Source organism: Flexivirga aerilata, from assembly GCF_013002715.1.
Classification (GTDB): domain Bacteria; phylum Actinomycetota; class Actinomycetes; order Actinomycetales; family Dermatophilaceae; genus Flexivirga; species Flexivirga aerilata.
Map to the genome: position 1 here is coordinate 1,459,098 of NZ_JABENB010000001.1, position 20,285 is coordinate 1,479,382.

The window sequence follows — 20,285 nt, forward strand, 5'->3', positions numbered from 1 at the left end:
AGAGATCCGGGGCCTTTCGCATGCCCGGGCTGGTCAGCCGCGCAGGTTGTACGCCGCGCGGGTGTACATCGCGATGCCGGCGGAGACCGAGACGTTGAGCGACTCGGCGTCGGGGTTCATCGGGATCGAGACCTCGAGCGCGGACCCCTGGTGGAGTTCGCTCGACGGGCCGAAGCGCTCACTGCCGAGCACCAACGCCAGCCGGTCGGGTATGTCGGCAAGCTCCTCCAGCTCGGTCTCCGCGTGTGCGTCGAAGGTCGCGAGGCGCACCCCGGTCGCCTGGTCCTGCAGGAACGACGCGAGCTGCTGGCGGGTGGCGAGGATGACCGGCAGCGAGAAGACGTAGCCGCGGCTGGCCCGCACCAGGCGGCGGTCGGCGATGGACGGCAGGTCGCTGTCGATGAGGACCACGGCGCTCACCCCGAAGGCGAAGCTGCTGCGGATGATCGCCCCGATGTTGCCGACGATCTTCACCCCGTCGAGCACGACCAGGTCCTGCCTGCTGTCCGCGACGTCACGCAGCCGCGCCGGCTTCGGCAGGTGGGCGATGCCGAAGACCTTCGGCTTCTTCTCGATCTTGAAGATCTCACCGGCGAGTTCCGTGCTGAGCAGCCGCACCGGAATCTGCCTGTCATCACACGCTTGCCGGATCTCGTCCGGGAAGTCGGCGGTCTGCAGCCCGTAGACCTCCACGAAGACCAGGCCCGACCGGATCGCCTGCAGCAGCGGGTCGAAGTCCTCGATCAACAGGCTGCGGACCGGGCCTCGCGCCTTACGGTTGAGGTCGGTCAGCCGCTGCACGGCCGGGTCGGATCGGTCGGTGATGAGTTCCAGGTCGGTCACCGTCGAATCGTACGGGAGACTTATACAAGTACTCTTGTGTATGCCGTGGCTGCCCGCGACGCTTGCAGTCATGCCGAGGAAGACCGCCGCCGAGCGCCATACCGACTCCGCACCCGAGCCGGAGCAGTCCTGGCCAGCCGAAGGGGCCGCGCTGATCGACGCGCTGCTCGCGGTGCACCACCCGGTGCGGCGCCGGATCTACGAGGTGCTGACGACCGACGGGCCGGCCACGGTCGGTGGGCTGGCGGCGCGGCTCGACCTCGCGGTCGGGTCGGTCAGTCACCACCTGAAGCCGTTGCACAAGGCCGGATTCGTCGAGCCTGCACCGGAACTCGCGCGCGACACCCGTGAGTCGTGGTGGCGCGGCCTTCACCGGCGGCTGTCGTGGAGCGGCGACGATTACACCGCCGGCAGCTTCGCCCGGCAGGTGACCGACGCCGCCGAGTGGGCCAACTTCCAGCACCTCAACGCGGCCACGGCCGCATGGATGCGCGGGCGTCACGAGCTGCCGGAGGTATGGCGTGAGGCCCGCGCCAGCGACACCTTCGTCGCGGCGACGGCCGAGCAACTGCGTGACCTGGGGGAGCGGGTCGAGGCGATCGCCCGCGAGTGGACCGACGAGGTGCGGGCCGACGCCGAGCTGCACCCGGACGCCGAGCGGCGACCGGTGCGCTTCATCGCCCGCATCTTCCCGAGCGAGCCCGGGGCGGGTGAGCGCCGATGACCGCAATCGTCGACGAGCCCGTCCTCGTCGCGGCACCACCGCCGCCGGTGCGGCGGGACCGGATGGTGCACGCCTACCTCGCCGCCTCGCTCGTATCTGCGTGCGGGGACACGGTTTTCACGATCGGTCTCGCCTGGACAGCGGTGCACCTACTGTCGCCGGGACTGGCGGGGGTCGTGCTCGGCATCGAGCTGCTCCCGCAGGCGGTGTGCACGCTCTTCGGCGGGGTGATCGCCGACCGCTTCGACACCCGGCGGGTGATGATGGCCGGGGCGGCCGCGCGGGTCGTCGTGCTGCTGCTCGCTACGGCAGCCTGGCAGCTCGGATTCCATTCCGCCGCAGTGCTTTTCGCCGTCGCCATCGCGTTCGGCACGGCCGCGGGGCTGAGCAGTCCGGCGTCGGCGACGCTGATGCGGCAGCTCGTCGCCACGCGGGATCTGGTGACCGTCGGTGGTTGGTCACAGACCGGCCTGCGCCTCGCGCGCCTGCTGGGCGCGCCGGTCGGGGCCGCCGTCGTCCAGTGGGGGTTCGGCGCGTCGATGGTCGTGGATGCCATCTCGTTCGGTGCCGTGCTCCTGGTGCTGGCCTTCGTCATACGTCCGCGGTTTCGTCTGCCGCGCGCCACTCACGAGCCCTGGCATCGGGCGCTGCGTGCCGGACTCTCCTACGTATGGCGCACTCCGGTCGCCCGGACCTTCCTCATCGGGCTGGCCGCGATGAACGTCTTCGTCTCCCCGGTCATGGCCGTCGGCGTCGCGCTGCGCGTGTCCGGATCGCACTGGGGCGCAACGTGGTTGGGCATCGGCGAGGCGGTGTTCGCGGCCGGCGCGATAGCGGGTTCGTTGGCCGGGATCCGCCTGCAGGGCAGCCATCTCGCGCGCCGGGCCTTCTCGGTCCTCGCGATCCAGGGACTGGGTCTCGCCGCCGTCGGTGTGCCCTCCCGGCTGGCCCTGCTCGCCGGCATGCTGACAATCGGCCTCACCGCCGGGCTCGGGTCGGTCTGGCTGGGCGGCACGTTCCAGCGGGTGATCGCGCCGGCCCAACTCGGCCGCGCCTCCTCGGTCAGTCAGCTCGGCGATCAGCTGCTCATCCCCGCGACCATGCCGCTCTTCGGAGTGCTCGCCGCTGCAAGCTCCGTGCTGACCGCGACGGTCACCTTCGGTGCCGGAATGTCGTTGCTGTGCGTGCTCTTCGCCACGCGCCCGCACATCCGCGCGATCCCGTGACCCCGTGACCCCGTGATCCAGGGTCAGCGGGCCCGCCACCTATGCCGTTGCCGGCCGCGGCCGGGAGCGGTCCCGGCTCGCCGGTCGCGAAGTAGGCCGCAACCGGCGACAGCAGCGGCTCGAGCGACGCGTCCGGGCCCGCGAAGCCGAGGGCGCCCACCGCGTCGGCGCCGTGCGCAACCGCGTGCACCCACCCGAGCTGCTCGTCGTAGCCGCGCAGATCCTGCTCGGCCGGCCACCAGGCGAGCACGGCGTCGGTCCATGCCGGCGGCCACGGCTCGCCTTTCGGCCACGTGTCCGCGAGGCGCCGACGAGCTGGGTCAGGCGCGAGTCGTCCATGCGCGGCAGTCTGGCACCTGACGATCCCGCGATCCGGTATGCCGAGCCGGGCCCCAGGCGGCGTTTGGGACAATCGCGGGGTAACCCCTTTGCGCCGCGCCAGGAGATTGCCGAAACCCGTGTCCACTGCACAGCCGCTGTCCGCTCTGTCCGCCGACCAACTCGCGAGCTTCCGCGAGACGCAGCAGACGGCATACGACGAACTCAAGGCGAGCGGGCTGAAGCTCGACCTCACCCGCGGCAAGCCCTCCACCGAGCAGCTCGACCTGTCCAACGGGCTGCTCACGCTGCCCACCCAGGTCAACGACGCCTCCGGCGCCGACACCCGCAACTACGGCAACCTGCAGGGCATCGCCGAGCTGCGCGAGATCTTCGCCGAGCTTCTCTGGGTGTCGCCGGATCAGCTTGTGGCAGGGGGCAATTCGAGCCTCACCATGATGAAGGACACGCTCGTCGACCTGGTGCTCTTCGGCGGTGTCGACTCGCCGAAGCCGTGGCGGCTGGAGGAGAAGGTCCGCTTCATCTGCCCGGTGCCCGGCTACGACCGGCACCACACGCTGCTCGACTCGCTCGGCATCGAGATGATCACCGTGCCGATGACCCCGGACGGCCCGGACGCCGACGCGGTCGCCGCGCTGGTCGCCGACGACCCGACGATCAAGGGCATGTGGCTGGTGCCGACCTACTCCAACCCGGCCGGCTCGGTGTGCAGTCAGGACGTCGCCGCCAAGCTCGCCGCGATGCCGACGGCCGCCCACGACTTCAAGATCTTCTGGGACAACGCCTACGCCTTCCACCACCTCACCGAGGACGAGGTCAAGAGCGCCGACATCCTGTCGCTCGCCAGCGCCGCCGGCCACCCGCACCGGCCGATCGTCTTCGCCTCGACCTCCAAGATCACCTTCGCCGGCGCCGGCGTCGCCTTCCTCGCGGCGTCGCCGGAGCAGGTGAAGTGGTATCTCGGCCACCTCGGCAAGGGGTCGATCGGCCCGGACAAGGTCAACCAGCTGCGCCATGCCGAGTTCTTCGGCAACGCCGAGGGCGTGATCACCCACATGCGGCGGCACCGCGACATCATCGCGCCGAAGTTCGCCGAGGTGCAGCGGGTGCTGCGCGAACGCCTCGGCGGTCTCGACGTCGCCACCTGGACCGACCCGGTCGGCGGTTACTTCGTCAGCCTCGACGTGCTGCCCGGCACCGCGTCCCGGGTGGTCGAGCTGGCCAAGGCCGCGGGTGTCGCGCTGACGCCGGCCGGCGCGTCATACCCCTACGGCAACGACCCGCAGGACACCAACATCCGGCTGGCGCCCACCTACCCGGCGCTTGCGGAGGTGACGCCTGCGATGGAGGCCGTCGCGACCTGCGTGCTGCTCGCCGCCGCCGAGAAACTGAGCGCCGGAGGGCAGGGCCGGTAATGGGCCCGATCCGCAGCGGGTGCCCGGCCGGGCGTCCGGCGGATATGGCAGAGTTCGCCCTGTGGACATCCCGGTGAAGGCGCCGCCGACACCCGTCTTCTTCGTGGCCGGTGGCACGGGCATTTCGGCCGAAACGCTCGGCAACATGATGCTGCAGCAGTTCCCGAGCGTGCGCTTCGTGCGGGAGAAGCTGCCCTTCATCAAGACCCCCGAGCAGGCGCGCGAGGCGGTCGCCCAGATGGACGCCGCCAAGACCAGCGAGGTCACGCCGCTGGTGTTCTCCACGGTCGCGGTCGAGGAGATCCGGGAGATCCTGTCGAGCACCGACTGCGCCTTCATCGACCTCTTCGGGTCGCACCTGGACATGGTCGAGCAGGTGCTGCACGTCAACGCCGCGCACAACTCCACCAGCGCCCACGGCGTGCGCGACGAGGGGCAGTACGACGCGCGCATGAAGGCCGTCGAGTTCGCGATCGAGCACGACGACGGGCAGAGCCTGCGTCAGCTCGACCGGGCCGACCTGATCCTCACCGCGCCGTCCCGCTGCGGCAAGACGCCGACCACCATGTATCTCGCGTTGCAGTACGGCCTGCGGGTGGCCAACTACCCCCTGGTCGAGGAGGACTTCGAGTCCAGCGACCTGCCCCGGCCGATCAAGCCGTATGCCGACAAGTGCTTCGGCCTCTTGTCGACGCCGGCCCGCCTCAGCCAGGTGCGCAGCGAGCGACGACCGGGCTCGGCATACGCCACGCTTGCGCAGTGCACCTACGAGCTGCGGCGCGCCGAGGCGCTCTTCCGCACCCACCGCATCCCCTACATCAACTCCGCCAACATGTCGGTGGAGGAGATGGCGGCCATGATCATGCAGACCCGCAAGCTGAGCGCGGCCCGCTGAGCGCGAGCCTCGTCATACCCCGAAGAATGGCTGGAAGGAACGGCTGGAATGAGCAACATCGAATGGTTCGCCGATCTCGGCATCGACGACGTCGAGTCGGTGGGCGGTAAGAACGCCTCGCTCGGCGAGATGGTGCAGCACCTGGCCAAGGCCGGCGTCAACGTGCCGACCGGCTTCGCCACGACGGCCGACGCCTACCGCCGCTTCCTGGTCGACACCGGCCTGAAGGACGAGATCGACGGGCTGCTCGCCGACCTCGACGTCGACGACGTGCGTGAGCTGGCCCGGGTCGGTGCGAAGATCCGCGGCGACATCGAGGAGCAGGACTTCCCGGCCGACCTCGAGGCCGACATCCGATCGGCCTACGAGAAGCTGACCGCCGAGCAGGGGCAGGACGCGACGTTCGCGGTGCGGTCCAGCGCCACCGCCGAGGACCTGCCGGACGCCTCCTTCGCCGGCCAGCAGGAGACCTTCCTCAACATCAGCGGGATCGACAACATCCTGCACGCGATCAAGCTGGTCTTCGCTTCGCTCTACAACGACCGGGCGATCGCCTACCGGGTGCACGCCGGCTACGACCACTCCCTGGTGGCGCTCTCCGCGGGCATCCAGCGCATGGTGCGATCGGACATCGGCGCATCGGGCGTGATGTTCACGATGGACACCGAATCCGGTTTCCGCGACGCGGTTTTCATCACCTCGAGCTACGGGTTGGGTGAGGCCGTCGTGCAGGGTGCGGTCAACCCCGACGAGTTCTACGTCTACAAGCCGGCGCTCAAGGAGGACCGGCCGGCGATCCTCAAGCGCGGCGTCGGCTCCAAGACCACCAAGATGGTCTACACCGGGGACGACACGGTCGGCGAGACGATCCACTTCGTCCCGGTCGAGCCGGAGGACCAGGGCCGGCTCTCGCTCACCGACGACGAGGTCACCGAGCTGGCCAAGTACGCCGTTGCCATCGAGGAGCACTACGGCCGGCCGATGGACATCGAGTGGGGCAAGGACGGCTCCGACGGCAAGCTCTACATCCTGCAGGCCCGCCCGGAGACCGTGCAGTCGCGCGCGAGCAGCTCCACCCTGAAGCGCTACGTGATGAAGGAGCGCGGACCGGTGCTGGTCGAGGGACGCGCGATCGGTCAGAAGATCGGCGCCGGCAGGGTGCGCAAGCTGACGCTGGAGACGATGCACGAGTTCGAGCAGGGTGACGTGCTGGTGGCCGGCATCACCGACCCCGACTGGGAGCCGATCATGAAGCGGGCGTCGGCGATCGTCACCGACCTCGGCGGCCGCACCAGCCACGCCGCGATCATCTCCCGCGAGCTCGGCATCCCGGCCGTCGTCGGCACCGGCACCGCCACCAAGGACCTCACCGACGGGCAGGAGGTCACCGTCTCGTGCGCCGAGGGTGACACCGGCTTCGTCTACGAGGGTCTGCGCGAGTTCGAGGTCAAGGAGACCGAGCTCGACAAGATGCCCGACATTCCGACCAAGATCATGATGAACGTCGGAACCCCCGACCAGGCCTTCGAGTTCAGCCGCCTCCCCAACAAGGGCATCGGCCTCGCACGGCTGGAGTTCATCATCAACCGGCAGATCGGCATCCACCCCAAGGCGCTGCTCGAGCTGGACGACCAGACGCCCGAGCTGCAGGAGCAGATCCGCTCGCTGATCTCGGCATACGACAGCCCGCGCGACTTCTTCGTGGAGCGCGTCGCCGAGGGTGTCGCGTCGCTGGCGGCGGCGTTCGCGCCGGAGCCGGTCATCGTGCGCATGTCGGACTTCAAGTCCAACGAGTACGCCGGGATGATCGGCGGCGAGCGTTACGAGCCCGACGAGGAAAACCCGATGATCGGCTACCGGGGCGCATCCCGTTATCTGTCAGCGGATTTCGAGGACTGCTTCGCGATGGAGTGCGAGGCGCTGCGCTTTGTCCGGGAGGAGATGGGCCTGACCAACGTGCGCATCATGATCCCGTTCGTGCGCACCATCGAGGAGGCCAAGGGCGTCACCGATCTGCTCGCCAAGTACGGCCTGAAGCGCGGGGAGAACGGCCTGCAGGTCGTGATGATGTGCGAGGTGCCGAGCAACGCGGTCATCGCCGACCAGTTCCTGAAGTACTTCGACGGCTTCTCGATCGGCTCCAACGACATGACCCAGCTGACCCTCGGTCTGGACCGCGACTCCGGTTTGGTGGCAGGCGGATTCGACGAGCGCGACCCCGCGGTCAAGGCGATGCTCACCATGGCGATCACCGCCTGCAAGGAGCAGGGCAAGTATGTCGGCATCTGCGGGCAGGGCCCGTCGGACCACCCTGACCTCGCCGAGTGGCTGGTCGACCAGGGCATCGAGTCGATCTCGCTCAACCCGGACACCGTCGTCGAGACCTGGCTGCGGATCGCCAAGCGTGGCGAGAAGGCCGGCGCCTGACGGTTCTTCGGCACGGCTGAGCGGGAGGTGGGCGAGCAGCCCACCTCCCGCTCGCGTGGTGAGACGCGCCCGTCATACATGGGATGTTAGGTTCAATGTATGACGCAGCCCATCACCCCGCCCAGACGCACCAGCGAGCTGGTGGTCGAACGCATGGAGCAGCTCATCCGCGGCGGAGAGTGGCCGGTCGGCACGTGCATCCCGGCCGAGCCCGAGCTGGTGCGCGACTTCGGGGTCGGCCGCAACACCATCCGTGAGGCGGTGCGGGCGCTGGAGCACACCGGCATGCTGCAGCCGCGCCGAGGTGACGGCACCTACGTGCGCAGCGCCAATCCCTTTGCCGCAGCGATGAGTCGGGGCGCGTCGTCGGCGGCGCTCGACCTGATGCAGGTGCGCCGGGCGCTGGAGTCCGAGGCCGCCGCGAGTGCCGCGCGCAGCGCGTCGGCGCGTACCCGCGCGAAGCTCCGGGCGGTGCTCGACCGGGCGGAGGCCGCGCTCGCGGCCGGTGACCTCGAGACCTACACCCGCGAGGACGTCGGCTTCCACACCCAACTGGTGGCGGCCGCCGGCAACCCGCTGATGGTCGAGATCTTCGACGGGGTCGTCGAGGCGATCGCGGCGACGCACGCCGAGATCACCGCCACGTCCGCGGCACACACCGGTCTGCACCCGCAGGGCCACCGCGAGGCGATCGACGCGATCGACGCCGGCGACCCCGAGGCTGCCCGCGCCGCGGTCAACCACTACATCGACGAACTCGAAGCGGAAATCAAGCGCGCATGACCGACACCGACCTCACGGCGCGCGGCGCCGTCCATCAGCGGCAGTCGACAAGCAGCGAACTCCGAGGTGCCGCAGCTGTTTTCGCGGCCGTCGGCATCATGCTCGTCGCGGCCAACCTGCGGCCTGCGGTGGTGTCGGTCGGGCCGCTGCTCGATACGATCTCCGAGGATCAGGGCTTCAGCAGCGCCGCCGCCGGCCTGCTCACCACCTTGCCGGTCCTCTTCTTCGGGCTGTCCGCGCCGGTCGCGCCCCGGCTCGCGGCCCGCTTCGGCATCGAGCGCACGATCTTCGGCGCGCTCGTCCTGCTGCTCGCCGCGATCGCGCTGCGCCTGGTGCCCGATGTCGTTGCGCTCTTTGCCGGTTCGATGGCGGTGGGTGCCGCGATCGGGGTCTGCAACGTGGTGCTGCCGGCGCTGATCAAGCGCGACTTCGCGCACCGCTCCGGCATGATGACCGGGCTCTACTCGATGACGCTCTCCGGCGGTGCCGCGGTCGCGGCCGGCGTCACGGTGCCGATCGACGACGCGCTCGGCGGCAACTGGCGCCTGACGCTCGCGGTCTGGGGTGTGCTGGCGCTGCTGGCCCTCGTCCAGTGGCTGCCGCAGCTCCGCCGGGTGCACACCATCCGCGACGACGCCGGCGGCGGCAGCCTCTATCGCGACCGGGTCGCCTGGGCGATCACCGTCTACATGGGTGCCCAGTCGCTGATCTTCTACACCTTCGGTGCGTGGCTGCCGACCTACCTGCTCGACCGGGGTATGACGCACGGCGAAGCCGGCACCACGCTGGCGCTGGGCCAGGTGGCGGGTCTGCTCACCTCGCTGACCGCACCGATGATCGCCGGCCGCATGCGCGACCAACGCGCAATTGCCTTGGCGTTCTTGGTCTTCTGCGCCATCGGCTTCATCGGGTTGGTCTCCACCGACGCCGTGCCACTGCTCTGGGTCTGCCTGGTGATGATGGGGCCCGGCTCCGGCATCAGCCTGGCGTTGCTCTTCATGGTGCTGCGCAGCAACTCCACCGCGCAGACCGGTCAGGTGTCGGGTATGGCGCAGTCGATCGGCTACGGTCTGGCCGCGATCGGCCCCATCCTGATCGGCGCCGTGCACGACGCCTCCGGGTCGTGGAACCTCGCCATGAGCGTGCTGGCGCTCGCGATCGTGCCGCAGGCCTTGTCGGCGTTGCGCGCCGCCAGGGCGGGCACGATGCGCGCGGGCTGAAATCGGCGCGGCCCGAGAGGCTACTCCTCGGAGATCGTCATCGAGGCGAGCCGCTTGCCGGCGAGCACGACGCCGAGGACGAGCACCACGGCGGTCGCGGCCAGCGCATACCAGAGCGGCACCGGTGGCGTGTCCGCGATGCCACTCGACACGTGTTGGATGACGGAGTTGCCCCACGTCCTCGGCGACAGCCACTTCACCGGCGAAAACAGCGACGCCAGAGTGGATTCCCAGATCAGCCAGAAGAGCAGGCAGCCGATGATGCTGCGTTTCATGGTGGTCGCGAGCGCGGTGAAGACACCGACGTAGGCGATGCTCGCGACGACCCCGCCGAGGAGGCCGGCCAGCGCCATCCGGTCGGCGGTGCCGCTCAGGATGAGACCGGCGATCAGCATCGGCACCGCGGCGAAGACAACTCCGGCGCCGAGGGTGACCACCGCCTTGCTGGCGATGATCGAGACTCGCGACACCGGTTTGGTGAGCAGGTAGATGATCGACCCGTCGTCGAACTCGGAGTTGATCAGCGTCGTCGTCGCGACCAGTGCTACGACCGGCACGGCGATGCCGATGCCGAAGTTGCGGAGCAGCTGTTCGGCCGAATCTGCGGGCACGTCACCGGAACTCGCCCGTCGTAGGACGAACGCGAGCACGACGAGGATCACCGGCATGGCGACCATCAGCCAGACGCGGGCGCGTCCGAAGAGTGACCGCAGGCCGAGGCGGAGGATGGGGGCGCTCATGTGGCGTTCACCAGGTAGCTGAAGACGCTCTCGAGTGACTCGTCGGTCGGAGTGAGTTCGAGGATGCGGATGCCGTGCTGCTGGGCGACCCGCGGCACCGCGTGCGCGAAGGCACCGAAGTCGTCGGCCTCGACCTCCAGCACGTCGTTGCTGCGCAGGCGCGCACCCCGCACCGACTGCTCGCCCAGCAGCAGCGTGGCGAGCCGCCGGTTGTCGGAGCTGCGCACGACATACTGATTGGGCCGGTCGGTCATCAGCCGTCGTATGGCGGCGAAATCGCCACTCGCAGCGTGCCTTCCGGCGACCACGACCTCCACCTGACGGGCGATCTGCTCGACCTCCTCCAGGATGTGCGAGCTGAAGACGATCGTCCGGCCCTGCTGCGCGAAGTCGGTGAGCAACCCCATCATGTGGCGCCGCTGGATCGGGTCCATGCCGTTGAAGGGTTCGTCGAGCAGCAGCACCGGCGGCTGGTGCACCAGCGCCGAGGCGACCTTGATGCGCTGCTTCATGCCCTTGCTGTAGGTGGAGATCTTCCGGTCGGCGGCGGCCGCCATGTCGACCAGCCCGATCGCGTGCTTGGTCGCGGCGTCGGGCTGGGGCACCTGTTGCAGATCGGCGTTGAGCCGGACGAACTGGCTGCCGGTCAGGAAGTCGTAGAGCGACTCCTGCACCGGCACGAGACCGATCTTGCGGTAGATCTCGACGTTGCCGCGGGTCGGTGCGCCGTCGATGGTGACGGTGCCGGTCGACGGCGGCAGCAGCCCGGCCATCATCGACAGCAGGGTCGACTTGCCGGCACCGTTGGGGCCGAGCAGGCCGGTGATGCCGGGGGAGATGTGCATCGAAACGTCGTTGACCGCAACGACATTGCCATACCAGCGGGACACATCGGTCAGGACGAGATCACTCATGAGATCGGGTCCGTCTTCGGGATTCCTCGGGATTGCTCGCAATGGTCACAGTGCCGCCGCCTTCCGGATGCGCTCGACGAGCACGAACGATGCGCCGAGGATCCACACCAGCGTGACCACGATGAACACCACGGTCCACCCGGCGCTCGGGTGCGGGATGGAAGGCACCGGCCGCGGCTGGTCGAACAGCCCGCTCACCACCTCGGCGACGAGGGTGAACGGGTTGAACATCGAGGCGATCATCGCGGCCGTCTCGTTGCCCGTGTCGTATGCCGAGCCCTGCACGATCGTGACGATGCCGGAGGTGAGCATGAGCGCGACGATGACCGCGACCACGGCGAGCCCGGAGCGGGTGGTGATCGCCGAGACCATGCCGCTGAACGTCGCGAGGATCAGCGACAGCACGAGCACACCGAAGATCGCGGCGAAGAAGTTCTTGGTGTGCTGGGTGCGATCGAGGCCGGAGGAGAGCGCTGCGGCATACCAGATGGTCATCGGGATGGCGATCACCGCAAAGAGGGCGGTGGCCAGCGCGGCGAGCCGGACCAGCACGTAGGTCGAGCGGTCGAGCGGCCGCGCGAAGTAGAGCACGATCGTCCGGTAGCGCAGGTCGCGGGCGAAGAGCACCGGCGCCTGGGACGCCGCGAACACGGTGATCAGCAGCTGCGTCCAATAGGGGTAGCCGAAGTAATTGGCAAGTGGCGCAAAGAGATTGGCCTGATCACCCAGCGACATCTTGCTCAGCTGTATGGCGAGGCCCGCGAGCACGAGGGCGGGTATGAGCATCAGCGCGGCCACGAGGAAGGGCATGATCTTCGACTTGTTCGAGCGGCCGAGGCCGAAGCAGTGCCGCAGCGAGGTGAGGTAGAGCGACAGCGCGATCGCGCCGGTGCCCTGCCGCCGCCCGGTGAAGGTGCGGTAGCCGATGTCGTGGATGACGCCTTGGCGAGGTGGGGTGCTCATGCGGGGACACCTCCGGTCGGCTGCTGGAAGACTTCCTCGAGGCTGTGGTGCACCTCTTGGATGCGGACCAGGCCGAGCCCCTGCGCGACCACCACGTCGCGGATGACATCGAGCGTCTCGGGGCGTTCGAGCCGCACCTCGATGCGGTCGCCCACCGGCCAGGCCGGGATGCCGCGGTCGACCAGCGCCTGACCGACCAGCTGGTCGCTGCCCGGCGGGCCGAGCACCTCGACCAGCACGTTGCCGGTGGTGTGGGTCAGGTCGGTCGTGGGGGAGGCGCGCAGGAGCCGGCCGGCGTCGATGACCACGACGTAGTCGACGGTGCGTTCGAGCTCGCCGAGCAGGTGGCTGGTGACCGCGACCGAGATGCCGAAGTCGTGGCCGATGCGGCCGATCAGGTCCAGCATCTCGTCCCGCGCCCGGGGGTCGAGACCGTTGGTGGGTTCGTCCAGCAGCACCAGCTGCGGGCTGTGCACGATCGCCTGCGCCAGCTTGGCCCGCTGCTTCATGCCGGTGGAGTAGCCGCCCATCGCGCGGTGCCGCTCCTCGGCGAGTCCGACGTGCCGCAGCACGTCGGAGGTGCGCTCGCGGGCGGCGTTGCGCGGCAGCCCGGACATCATCGCCATGTGCATCACGAACTCGGCGGCCGACACGTCGGCCGGCAGCACGTCGTGCTCGGGCATGTAACCGACGAGCTCGCGCACCTGCGCGCCCTGCGTGGCGGGGTCCATGCCGAGCACACGTGCGCTGCCGCCGGTGGGCTTCAGCAGCCCGAGCAGCACCTTGATCAGCGTGGACTTGCCGGCGCCGTTGACGCCGACGATGCCGGTGATGCCCTCGGGGATGCTGAGCGTCAGGTCGTCGAGCGCGCGCACCCGCGGATACTGCTTGGTCAGGTGCTGCGTGTCGACGACCCCCATGCGCGTCACCCTACTGATCCGGGCGCGCAGGTCCCGTCATACGGCCGGAATGTCGACTTCCAGGTCGTCGAGCGGGAACGGCGGCTGGCCCGCGCCGGTGATGTGCAGGCTGCCCCACGGGGTCAGCTCCGAGACGCGCCCGGGAGCGGGCGTCCCGCCTGCGTGTACGACGATCTTGGTGCCCGGCTTGAGACCGTCCGCCGCGGCGATGTGGCCCTGCCAGTGGTACTGGCCGTCGGTCGGCTGCATCGCGCCGGTCAGCTGGGCCTGCACGGTGATGCGCTCGCCGTCCGGCAGCTCGATCTCGGCCGGGCCGTACCAGGCGGCGTCGAGCAGCCCCGGCTCGGCGTAGCCGAACCACAGGTCGTCGCGGCGCGGGTGGCCGGCGTGCCCGACCTGCGCGATGCGCCGGGCGCGTTGCCACGGGAAGCGGCGCCGCTCGGTGACGCGCGGCCAGTCGGAGGTCGAGCGCGGACGGTCGGTCTCCAGCTGCACGGCCTCGCGCACGTCGACCCAGACGGCCTCGGTGACCCGCATCAGCTCGAGCGCGTCGGCGACATACGAGAGGGCCTCGCGGTCGCGCACGACGAAGAGGTTGGGGAAGCCGCTGCGCTGCACGCCGCGGTAGAGGCGGCCGTCCTGCAACGCGTCGTGCAGGACGCGGCCGCCCCGGCCGGTGGCGGTGGCGACCTCCGGGCCACCGACCAGCACCACTACGCCGGCGCCGACCCCGTCGACCAGCCAGTGATCGTCCTCCCAGACGGCCGTGGGCGGGGCAGTGTCGGAGGTGTCGGTGCGGCGCACCTGCACCTGCTCGATCCGGGAGAGCGCATCGGCCGCGCGCGACGTGCTGAGTGCGTCGGCGCCGATCAGGTTGATGGTGATCACGGCAGGAATCCCGCCTTGCGCCAGCCCTTTTCGGCGATCGGGCCCATGAAGCCGGTCTCCCGCAGGAAGCCTGCGAGGTCGGCGAAGCCCTCCTGCTTCATCGCATTGAAGTGCGGGTTGGACCGGGCGATCTTGGCGCACTGGTCGCCGTCGAGTCCGGCGCGGCGGTACATCGCCGGGTTGGTCAGCCACTGGTTGAAGAGGATGGCGACGGCGCCGTGCGCGTTGGCGAGGAAGTACTTCTCGCGCTTGTCCTTGGTGTGGGTACGACGGCGCAGTCCGTCGCGGGCGAAGCTGATGTGGCGCGCCTCCTCAGTCACGTGGATGCGCATCAGCCGCGACACGATCGGCTGCAGCTGCGGGTCGTCCAGCCCGCGGCGCTGCATCGCGTCGAAGATCTCCTCGCCGACCAGCGCGAACAGCCAGAGGCCGGAGCCGTGCAGGGTGAACGGCAGCAGTCGCAGCACCCGCCGGTTGAGCTCGGACATCCGGTAGACGCGGGCGCCGCAGCGGTCGATGACCTTGGCGAACATCGCCATGTGACGGCACTCGTCGCCCATCTCGGTGAGGGAGTACTGCGCCTCCTGGCCGGCCGGGTCCTTCTCGGTCAGCCGGTGCAGCAGCGCCAGGTCGAGCAGCGTCTCGAACCAGAGGCCGACCGACAGCACGTTGGCCATCTCCTCGCGGGAGACGTCGATGCGCTGCTGCTCGGTGAGCGAGTCCCAGAACGGCGTGCCGTAGAGGGTGAGCAGCGTGGGCGGGAGGAAGTATTTGCCCTCCTCCAGCGGCGCGTCCCAGTCGATGTCGACGATGGGTGCGTAGGAACGGCGGACCGACCCCTTGAGAAGGCGCTCGGAGACGGTCTCGCGGTCGGGCGACTGACGGTCGGCGGACCGGCCGGTGGAGGGCTCGAGAGTTGTCGTCATGGCAGTAAGCGTACCGCCGGTAACATCTGAATACCAGTGGTCCGGAGAGTTTGCTACCGTCATACGTCTGATGCCCGAGACCACGCCCTGGAATCGCGCGCGTGACGCGCAGCGGAAAACACAGCGCGACGCGCGCCGTGTGGTGCTGGTCGACGCGGCGATTGCGGCGATCGAGGCGGACGGCCCGGACGTGAGCGTGGCGCAGATCGCGCGCACCGCCGGCGTCACCAAGCCGGTGCTCTACCGCCAGTTCGACGACAAGGACGACCTGATGCGCGCGGTCGGCGTCGCCGAGGGTGAGCGGATCCTGGCCGCGATCCGCACAGAGCTGAACGTGCCCGGCGTGTCGTCGCTCGAGGTGGTGACCCGCGCGGTCGACGCGTTCCTGCACGCGATCGACCAGCACCCGCAGGTCTACCTGGCGCTGATGCGGCGGCGTTCCGGCGACGACCTGCGGCTCACCCAGCAGGGCGTCACCGACTATCTCTACCGGCTGATCCACGAGGTGTTCGTCGCGAGCGGCATCGACGCCGCCGGTGCGCAGACGTGGGCGCACTGCATCGTGGCCATGGGCGTCGCGGCGGGTGAGCTCTACCTGTCCACCCCCGAGCAGGCGGCCCGCGACCGCATCGGCCAGCAGGTCACCGACCTCATCATCGGGGGACTGGCCGGCATCGCCGGCTCCTCCGGCGTCGAACTCGACGCCGTCGCAACCGGATTGGGGCGCGCGTTCAGCGGCGTGAGCTGAGCCTGACTGCTTCGCTTCTGCTCGGTCGGTCCGCGCATCCCGTGAGCGAGGGTGCGTATGGCGTCACGGTTGCTTACGGGATCGCCGCAGACGCGCGGGCGGGGTGTGCGCAGCGTCATACGCCTCGGCTCTGCCTCGATTTGGCGCATGCTGCGGCCTCTGGCACACTGGTCAGGTTGCTTGACGCGCAGTGATCACGCGTGTGCCGATGACTCGGAAGGTTTCGAGGCCGGCGCGCGGCGGAGCTGCCGCCCCGAAAGCATGTCGATCCGGCCCTGGTGCCGAGGGTCGGATGAGGTCGGGAAGCGCAAGCTGCAGGCGCGAAACCATGCGGTATCGCCCGGCCAACCACGCCAGATATGTCGGCGTCGTGCTGCGGAGCACACCCGACACACCCGAGCGCGGGGGTCGGTTCGGATCGTTGGAATCACGGCAAACCAGACCTAGTAGTAACTGAAGTACGGCGAGAGAGAGACACGGGCGAATGGCGGGACAAAAGATCCGCATCCGACTGAAGTCGTATGACCACGAGGTCATCGACAGCTCGGCGCGCAAGATTGTCGACACGGTGACTCGTGCCGGTGCAACGGTTGTCGGCCCGGTGCCGCTGCCGACGGAGAAGAACGTTTTCTGCGTCATCCGTTCACCGCACAAGTACAAGGACAGCCGCGAGCACTTCGAGATGCGCACCCACAAGCGGCTGATCGACATCGTTGACCCGACGCCGAAGGCTGTCGACTCGCTCATGCGTCTCGACCTGCCGGCGGACGTCAACATCGAGATCAAGCTCTGACGCCCGGGAAGGAATGACTCGCAGTGACACACACAACTGAGCGCTCCGTCAAGGGCGTCCTGGGCGAGAAGCTCGGCATGACCCAGGTGTGGGACGAGGCAGGCCGCCTCGTGCCCGTCACCGTGGTGCAGGCCGGCCCCTGCGTCGTGACCGCGGTCCGCGGTGAGGGCGAGGGCTACCACGCGGTGCAGATCGGCTACGGCGCGATCGACCCCCGCAAGGTCAACAAGCCGATGACCGGCCACTTCGAGAAGGCCGGCGTGACCCCGCGCCGCCACCTCGCCGAGATCCGCACCGCGGACGCCGGCGAGTACGAACTCGGCCAAGAGGTCACCGTCGAGACCTTCGAGCCCGGACAGCGCATCGACGCGGTCGGCACCACCAAGGGCAAGGGCTTCGCGGGCGTCATGAAGCGTCACGGCTTCAAGGGCGTCAGCTCCTCGCACGGTGCGCACCGCAACCACCGCAAGCCCGGTTCGATCGGTGGCTGCGCCACCCCGGGCCGTGTCTTCAAGGGCATGCGTATGGCGGGCCGCATGGGCGGCGAGCGCCAGACCACCCAGAACCTGACCATCCACGCGGTCGACGCCGACAAGGGCCTGCTGCTGATCAAGGGTGCCGTCCCCGGCCCCCGCGGCGGCATCGTCCTGGTGAAATCAGCAGCCAAGTCGGCCGACTTCGTCAAGGAGGCCTGAGCCAGATGACGACCGTTGACATCGTCGCGCCCGACGGCGCGAAGGCGGGCACCGTCGAGCTGCCGGCCGAGATCTTCGACGTGCAGACCAACGTGCCGCTGATCCACCAGGTCGTGGTGGCGCAGCTCGCGGCTGCGCGCCAGGGCACCCACTCCACCAAGACCCGCGGCGAGGTCCGCGGCGGTGGCAAGAAGCCCTACCGCCAGAAGGGCACCGGCCGCGCCCGCCAGGGTTCGACCCGTGCGCCGCAGTTTGCCGGCGGTGGCACCGTCCACGGCCCGAAGCCGCGCGACTATGCCCAGCGCACCCCGAAGAAGATGAAGGCCGCCGCCCTGCGCGGTGCCCTCTCGGACCGGGCGCGCCACGGCCGCATCCACGTGCTGTCGACCGTGGTCGAGGGTGAGAAGCCGTCGACCAAGGCCGCGGCCGCGCTGCTCGGTGGCCTCACCGAGCGCAAGAACCTGCTGGTCGTGCTGGCCCGCGGCGAGGAGAACGCGCTGCTGTCGGTGCGCAACCTGGCCGACGTGCACATCCTGTTCGCCGACCAGCTGAACACCTACGACGTGCTCTGCGCCGACGACCTGGTCTTCACCCAGCCCGCGCTCGAGGGCTTCCTCGCGCGCACCTCGGGTGCCGAGCAGGCCGCCCCGGCCGCTGCGCCGGCGAAGGCCACCGAGGCGCCGGCTCCGGCCGCGACCGCCGAGGTCGCCGACGGCGGCTTCGGTGCCGACTCGGCCGCTCCGCTGGCCGACGGCGCGTCGCCCGACCCGGCCGTGTTCGCGGTCAAGGGCAACAAGGACTCGATGAAGTACCACGTCCCCGGCTCCCGTTGGTATGACGCCACGGTCGCCGAGGTGTGGTTCAAGACCGCTGAGGCCGCCGCGGCCGCCGGGTTCGCCCCGGCCGGTGGCGCCGCAGCGCAGCAGACCGAGAAGGACAAGTGATTTCGGTTATGACGCAACTGGGCAAGAACCCCCGCGACATCCTGATCGCGCCGGTCGTCTCGGAGAAGTCCTACGCACTGCTGGACGAGGGGAAGTACACCTTCCTGGTCGACCCGCGGGCGAACAAGACCGAGATCAAGATCGCCGTCGAGGAGATCTTCGACGTCAAGGTCGACTCGGTCCACACGCTGAACCGGCAGGGCAAGACCCGACGCACCCGCTTCGGCACCGGCAAGCGCAAGGACACCAAGCGCGCCATTGTCTCGCTCAAGGAAGGCGCGATCGACATCTTCGGCTCGCAGAGCTGACCGTCGAACCGCCCGAATAAAGAAGACTGACAAGGACTTTCACTCATGGCTATCCGCAAGTACAAGCCGACGACGCCAGGGCGTCGTGGCTCGAGCGTGGCCGACTTCGCCGAGGTCACCCGCTCGACGCCCGAGAAGTCGCTGGTGCGTCCCCTGCCGAAGACCGGTGGTCGTAACTCCTCGGGTCGCATCACGACCCGGCACATCGGTGGCGGGCACAAGCGCGCCTACCGGGTCATCGACTTCCGTCGCCTCGACAAGGACGGCATCCCGGCCAAGGTCGCGCACATCGAGTACGACCCCAACCGCACCGCCCGCATCGCGCTGCTGCACTACGCAGACGGTGAGAAGCGCTACATCATCGCGCCGACCCGGCTGAAGCAGGGCGACACGGTCGAGAACGGCGCGTCCGCCGACATCAAGCCCGGCAACAACCTGCCGCTGCGCAACATCCCGACCGGTACGGTCATCCACTGCATCGAGCTGCGGCCCGGTGGCGGTGCGAAGATCGCCCGCTCGGCCGGTGCGCGCGTGCAGCTCGTCGCCAAGGACGGTCCCTACGCCCAGCTGCGTATGCCGTCCGGCGAGATCCGCAACGTCGACGTCCGCTGCCGCGCGACGATCGGCGAGGTGGGCAACGCCGAGCAGAGCAACATCAACTGGGGTAAGGCCGGCCGTATGCGGTGGAAGGGCAAGCGCCCGACCGTCCGCGGTGTCGCGATGAACCCGGTGGACCACCCGCACGGTGGTGGTGAGGGCAAGACCTCCGGTGGTCGCCACCCGGTCAGCCCGTGGGGTCAGGCCGAGGGCCGCACCCGTCGCCCGAAGAAGGAGAGCGACAAGCTCATCGTGCGTCGCCGTCGTACTGGAAAGAAGCGGTAAGAGATGCCCCGTTCACTGAAGAAGGGCCCCTTCGTCGACGACCACCTCGCCAAGAAGGTGGAAGCCCAGAACGAAGCCGGCACCAAGAACGTCATCAAGACCTGGTCCCGCCGGTCGATGATCACGCCCGACATGCTCGGCCACACGCTGGCCGTGCACGACGGCCGCAAGCACGTCCCGGTCTTCGTGACCGAGTCGATGGTCGGCCACAAGCTGGGCGAGTTCGCGCCGACCCGGACCTTCAAGGGTCACGAGAAGGACGACCGGAAGGGACGGCGTCGCTGACATGTCCAGGACTGAGAACACCAACCCGACGGTCGCTGCCAAGGCGCAGGCCCGGTTCGTCCGCGTGACGCCGATGAAGGCCCGCCGCGTGGTCGACCTGGTGCGTGGCAAGAACGCCCAGGACGCGATCAACATCCTCACCTTCGCGCCGCAGAGCGCGAGCGAGCCGGTGCTGAAGGTGCTGAACAGCGCCATCGCCAACGCTCGCCAGAAGGCCGACGCGCAGTCGGTGGCCTTCGACGAGCGCCTCCTCGTGATCGACGAGGCGTATGTCGACGAGGGTCCCACGATGAAGCGGTTCCGGCCTCGTGCGCAGGGTCGCGCGAGCCGCATCCTCAAGCGCACCAGCCACATCACGTTGCACGTCGCCCAGCCCGAGGCCAAGAACCAGGAAGGACGGGCCTGAT

Annotated in this window: 23 protein-coding genes; 15 read left to right on the forward strand and 8 right to left on the reverse strand. The window is 69.1% G+C overall.

The features are described 5' to 3' along the window. Positions 1-33: 33 nt before the first annotated feature. Positions 34-843: a TrmH family RNA methyltransferase gene (locus HJ588_RS06900; RefSeq protein ID WP_171153372.1), complete on the reverse strand. Its 810-nt coding sequence runs from the start codon at positions 841-843 to the stop codon at positions 34-36. A gap of 70 nt (positions 844-913) precedes the next feature. Between HJ588_RS06900 and HJ588_RS06905 the strand changes: the two genes are divergently transcribed. Then, the gene (locus HJ588_RS06905) at positions 914-1,567 is read left to right on the forward strand and encodes an ArsR/SmtB family transcription factor (protein WP_171153374.1); all 654 of its coding nucleotides are present in this window, start codon (positions 914-916) and stop codon (positions 1,565-1,567) included. Continuing rightward, positions 1,564-2,793 carry an MFS transporter gene (locus HJ588_RS06910; RefSeq protein ID WP_171153376.1) on the forward strand — a complete coding sequence of 410 codons (1,230 nt, stop codon included), beginning with the start codon at positions 1,564-1,566 and terminating at the stop codon, positions 2,791-2,793. The genes HJ588_RS06905 and HJ588_RS06910 overlap by 4 nt, the downstream gene beginning before the upstream one ends. Here the strand turns inward: HJ588_RS06910 and HJ588_RS20155 are convergent. Continuing rightward, positions 2,720-3,367, reverse strand: a complete 648-nt coding sequence (locus HJ588_RS20155; RefSeq protein ID WP_425483530.1) for a DUF2785 domain-containing protein — start codon at positions 3,365-3,367, stop codon at positions 2,720-2,722. The two genes, HJ588_RS06910 and HJ588_RS20155, sit on opposite strands and share 74 nt — an antisense overlap. On the opposite strand from HJ588_RS20155, the gene HJ588_RS06920 reads away from it, so the two are divergent. The 5 genes from HJ588_RS06920 to HJ588_RS06940 all read left to right on the forward strand — a co-directional run bounded on the left by HJ588_RS06920 (position 3,252) and on the right by HJ588_RS06940 (position 9,872). Next, positions 3,252-4,547 carry an aspartate aminotransferase type Ic gene (locus HJ588_RS06920; RefSeq protein WP_171150733.1) on the forward strand — a complete coding sequence of 432 codons (1,296 nt, stop codon included), beginning with the start codon at positions 3,252-3,254 and terminating at the stop codon, positions 4,545-4,547. The genes HJ588_RS20155 and HJ588_RS06920 overlap by 116 nt on opposite strands. Positions 4,548-4,608: 61 nt before the next feature. Next, positions 4,609-5,442 (forward strand): pyruvate, water dikinase regulatory protein, encoded by an 834-nt coding sequence (locus HJ588_RS06925; protein ID WP_425483531.1) that lies wholly within the window; start codon positions 4,609-4,611, stop codon positions 5,440-5,442. A gap of 48 nt (positions 5,443-5,490) precedes the next feature. After that, entirely contained in the window at positions 5,491-7,869 is a 2,379-nt protein-coding gene (ppsA, locus tag HJ588_RS06930) for a phosphoenolpyruvate synthase (RefSeq protein ID WP_171153380.1), read from the forward strand. 99 nt (positions 7,870-7,968) lie between these two features. After that, positions 7,969-8,652 carry a FadR/GntR family transcriptional regulator gene (locus HJ588_RS06935; protein ID WP_171153383.1) on the forward strand — a complete coding sequence of 228 codons (684 nt, stop codon included), beginning with the start codon at positions 7,969-7,971 and terminating at the stop codon, positions 8,650-8,652. Continuing rightward, positions 8,649-9,872, forward strand: a complete 1,224-nt coding sequence (locus HJ588_RS06940) for a CynX/NimT family MFS transporter (RefSeq protein ID WP_171153385.1) — start codon at positions 8,649-8,651, stop codon at positions 9,870-9,872. Before HJ588_RS06935 ends, HJ588_RS06940 begins: the two co-directional genes overlap by 4 nt. A gap of 20 nt (positions 9,873-9,892) precedes the next feature. On the opposite strand, the gene HJ588_RS06945 is transcribed toward HJ588_RS06940, so the two are convergent. From HJ588_RS06945 to HJ588_RS06970, 6 genes are read right to left on the reverse strand one after another with little or no spacing between them, the layout of a single operon-like run. Next, entirely contained in the window at positions 9,893-10,612 is a 720-nt protein-coding gene (locus HJ588_RS06945) for an ABC transporter permease (protein WP_171153387.1), read from the reverse strand. Then, complete coding sequence (locus HJ588_RS06950) at positions 10,609-11,526, reverse strand: ABC transporter ATP-binding protein (protein WP_171153389.1); 918 nt, start codon at positions 11,524-11,526, stop codon at positions 10,609-10,611. Before HJ588_RS06950 ends, HJ588_RS06945 begins: the two co-directional genes overlap by 4 nt. Positions 11,527-11,571: 45 nt before the next feature. Then, positions 11,572-12,489 carry a hypothetical protein gene (locus tag HJ588_RS06955; RefSeq protein WP_171153392.1) on the reverse strand — a complete coding sequence of 306 codons (918 nt, stop codon included), beginning with the start codon at positions 12,487-12,489 and terminating at the stop codon, positions 11,572-11,574. Beyond that, positions 12,486-13,409 carry an ABC transporter ATP-binding protein gene (locus tag HJ588_RS06960; protein WP_171153394.1) on the reverse strand — a complete coding sequence of 308 codons (924 nt, stop codon included), beginning with the start codon at positions 13,407-13,409 and terminating at the stop codon, positions 12,486-12,488. The genes HJ588_RS06955 and HJ588_RS06960 overlap by 4 nt, the downstream gene beginning before the upstream one ends. A 36-nt stretch (positions 13,410-13,445) precedes the next feature. Next, positions 13,446-14,297 carry a DUF4873 domain-containing protein gene (locus HJ588_RS19940; RefSeq protein WP_171153396.1) on the reverse strand — a complete coding sequence of 284 codons (852 nt, stop codon included), beginning with the start codon at positions 14,295-14,297 and terminating at the stop codon, positions 13,446-13,448. Beyond that, complete coding sequence (locus HJ588_RS06970) at positions 14,294-15,223, reverse strand: AurF N-oxygenase family protein (protein WP_171153398.1); 930 nt, start codon at positions 15,221-15,223, stop codon at positions 14,294-14,296. The genes HJ588_RS19940 and HJ588_RS06970 overlap by 4 nt, the downstream gene beginning before the upstream one ends. Before the next feature lie 70 nt (positions 15,224-15,293). Here HJ588_RS06970 and HJ588_RS06975 point away from each other — a divergent pair, with 70 nt between their 5' ends. From HJ588_RS06975 to rplV, 8 genes are all read left to right on the forward strand, one after another. Next, positions 15,294-15,971, forward strand: a complete 678-nt coding sequence (locus HJ588_RS06975; RefSeq protein WP_171153400.1) for a TetR/AcrR family transcriptional regulator — start codon at positions 15,294-15,296, stop codon at positions 15,969-15,971. Between the two features lie 484 nt (positions 15,972-16,455). Then, positions 16,456-16,764 carry a 30S ribosomal protein S10 gene (rpsJ, locus tag HJ588_RS06980; protein ID WP_006946210.1) on the forward strand — a complete coding sequence of 103 codons (309 nt, stop codon included), beginning with the start codon at positions 16,456-16,458 and terminating at the stop codon, positions 16,762-16,764. A gap of 23 nt (positions 16,765-16,787) precedes the next feature. Further along, on the forward strand, positions 16,788-17,459 hold the full coding sequence (gene rplC, locus HJ588_RS06985) for a 50S ribosomal protein L3 (protein ID WP_171153402.1): 672 nt from the start codon (positions 16,788-16,790) through the stop codon (positions 17,457-17,459). Continuing rightward, on the forward strand, positions 17,456-18,403 hold the full coding sequence (rplD, locus tag HJ588_RS06990) for a 50S ribosomal protein L4, sunset domain variant (protein ID WP_171155481.1): 948 nt from the start codon (positions 17,456-17,458) through the stop codon (positions 18,401-18,403). Before rplC ends, rplD begins: the two co-directional genes overlap by 4 nt. Positions 18,404-18,411: 8 nt before the next feature. Continuing rightward, a complete protein-coding gene (rplW, locus tag HJ588_RS06995) occupies positions 18,412-18,711 on the forward strand; it encodes a 50S ribosomal protein L23 (RefSeq protein ID WP_171153405.1) in 300 nt (99 codons plus the stop codon). A gap of 45 nt (positions 18,712-18,756) precedes the next feature. After that, complete coding sequence (gene rplB, locus HJ588_RS07000; RefSeq protein ID WP_171153408.1) at positions 18,757-19,593, forward strand: 50S ribosomal protein L2; 837 nt, start codon at positions 18,757-18,759, stop codon at positions 19,591-19,593. 3 nt (positions 19,594-19,596) lie between these two features. After that, positions 19,597-19,878, forward strand: coding sequence for a 30S ribosomal protein S19 (gene rpsS, locus HJ588_RS07005; RefSeq protein ID WP_171153410.1), 282 nt, complete (start codon positions 19,597-19,599; stop codon positions 19,876-19,878). A gap of 1 nt (position 19,879) precedes the next feature. Further along, on the forward strand, positions 19,880-20,284 hold the full coding sequence (gene rplV, locus HJ588_RS07010) for a 50S ribosomal protein L22 (RefSeq protein WP_171153412.1): 405 nt from the start codon (positions 19,880-19,882) through the stop codon (positions 20,282-20,284). Position 20,285: the final 1 nt, after the last annotated feature.

Bases quoted from the DNA above. Each gene is read 5' to 3' on its own strand.
- HJ588_RS06905 (WP_171153374.1), top strand. From the start codon at position 914: ATGCCGAGGAAGACCGCCGCCGAGCGCCATACCGACTCCGCACCCGAG.
- HJ588_RS06910 (WP_171153376.1), top strand. From the start codon at position 1,564: ATGACCGCAATCGTCGACGAGCCCGTCCTCGTCGCGGCACCACCGCCG.
- ppsA (WP_171153380.1), top strand. From the start codon at position 5,491: ATGAGCAACATCGAATGGTTCGCCGATCTCGGCATCGACGACGTCGAG.
- HJ588_RS06935 (WP_171153383.1), top strand. From the start codon at position 7,969: ATGACGCAGCCCATCACCCCGCCCAGACGCACCAGCGAGCTGGTGGTC.
- HJ588_RS06940 (WP_171153385.1), top strand. From the start codon at position 8,649: ATGACCGACACCGACCTCACGGCGCGCGGCGCCGTCCATCAGCGGCAG.
- HJ588_RS06945 (WP_171153387.1), bottom strand. From the start codon at position 10,612: ATGAGCGCCCCCATCCTCCGCCTCGGCCTGCGGTCACTCTTCGGACGC.
- HJ588_RS06950 (WP_171153389.1), bottom strand. From the start codon at position 11,526: ATGAGTGATCTCGTCCTGACCGATGTGTCCCGCTGGTATGGCAATGTC.
- HJ588_RS06955 (WP_171153392.1), bottom strand. From the start codon at position 12,489: ATGAGCACCCCACCTCGCCAAGGCGTCATCCACGACATCGGCTACCGC.
- HJ588_RS06960 (WP_171153394.1), bottom strand. From the start codon at position 13,409: ATGGGGGTCGTCGACACGCAGCACCTGACCAAGCAGTATCCGCGGGTG.
- HJ588_RS06970 (WP_171153398.1), bottom strand. From the start codon at position 15,223: ATGACGACAACTCTCGAGCCCTCCACCGGCCGGTCCGCCGACCGTCAG.
- HJ588_RS06975 (WP_171153400.1), top strand. From the start codon at position 15,294: ATGCCCGAGACCACGCCCTGGAATCGCGCGCGTGACGCGCAGCGGAAA.
- rpsJ (WP_006946210.1), top strand. From the start codon at position 16,456: ATGGCGGGACAAAAGATCCGCATCCGACTGAAGTCGTATGACCACGAG.
- rplW (WP_171153405.1), top strand. From the start codon at position 18,412: ATGACGCAACTGGGCAAGAACCCCCGCGACATCCTGATCGCGCCGGTC.
- rplB (WP_171153408.1), top strand. From the start codon at position 18,757: ATGGCTATCCGCAAGTACAAGCCGACGACGCCAGGGCGTCGTGGCTCG.
- rpsS (WP_171153410.1), top strand. From the start codon at position 19,597: ATGCCCCGTTCACTGAAGAAGGGCCCCTTCGTCGACGACCACCTCGCC.
- rplV (WP_171153412.1), top strand. From the start codon at position 19,880: ATGTCCAGGACTGAGAACACCAACCCGACGGTCGCTGCCAAGGCGCAG.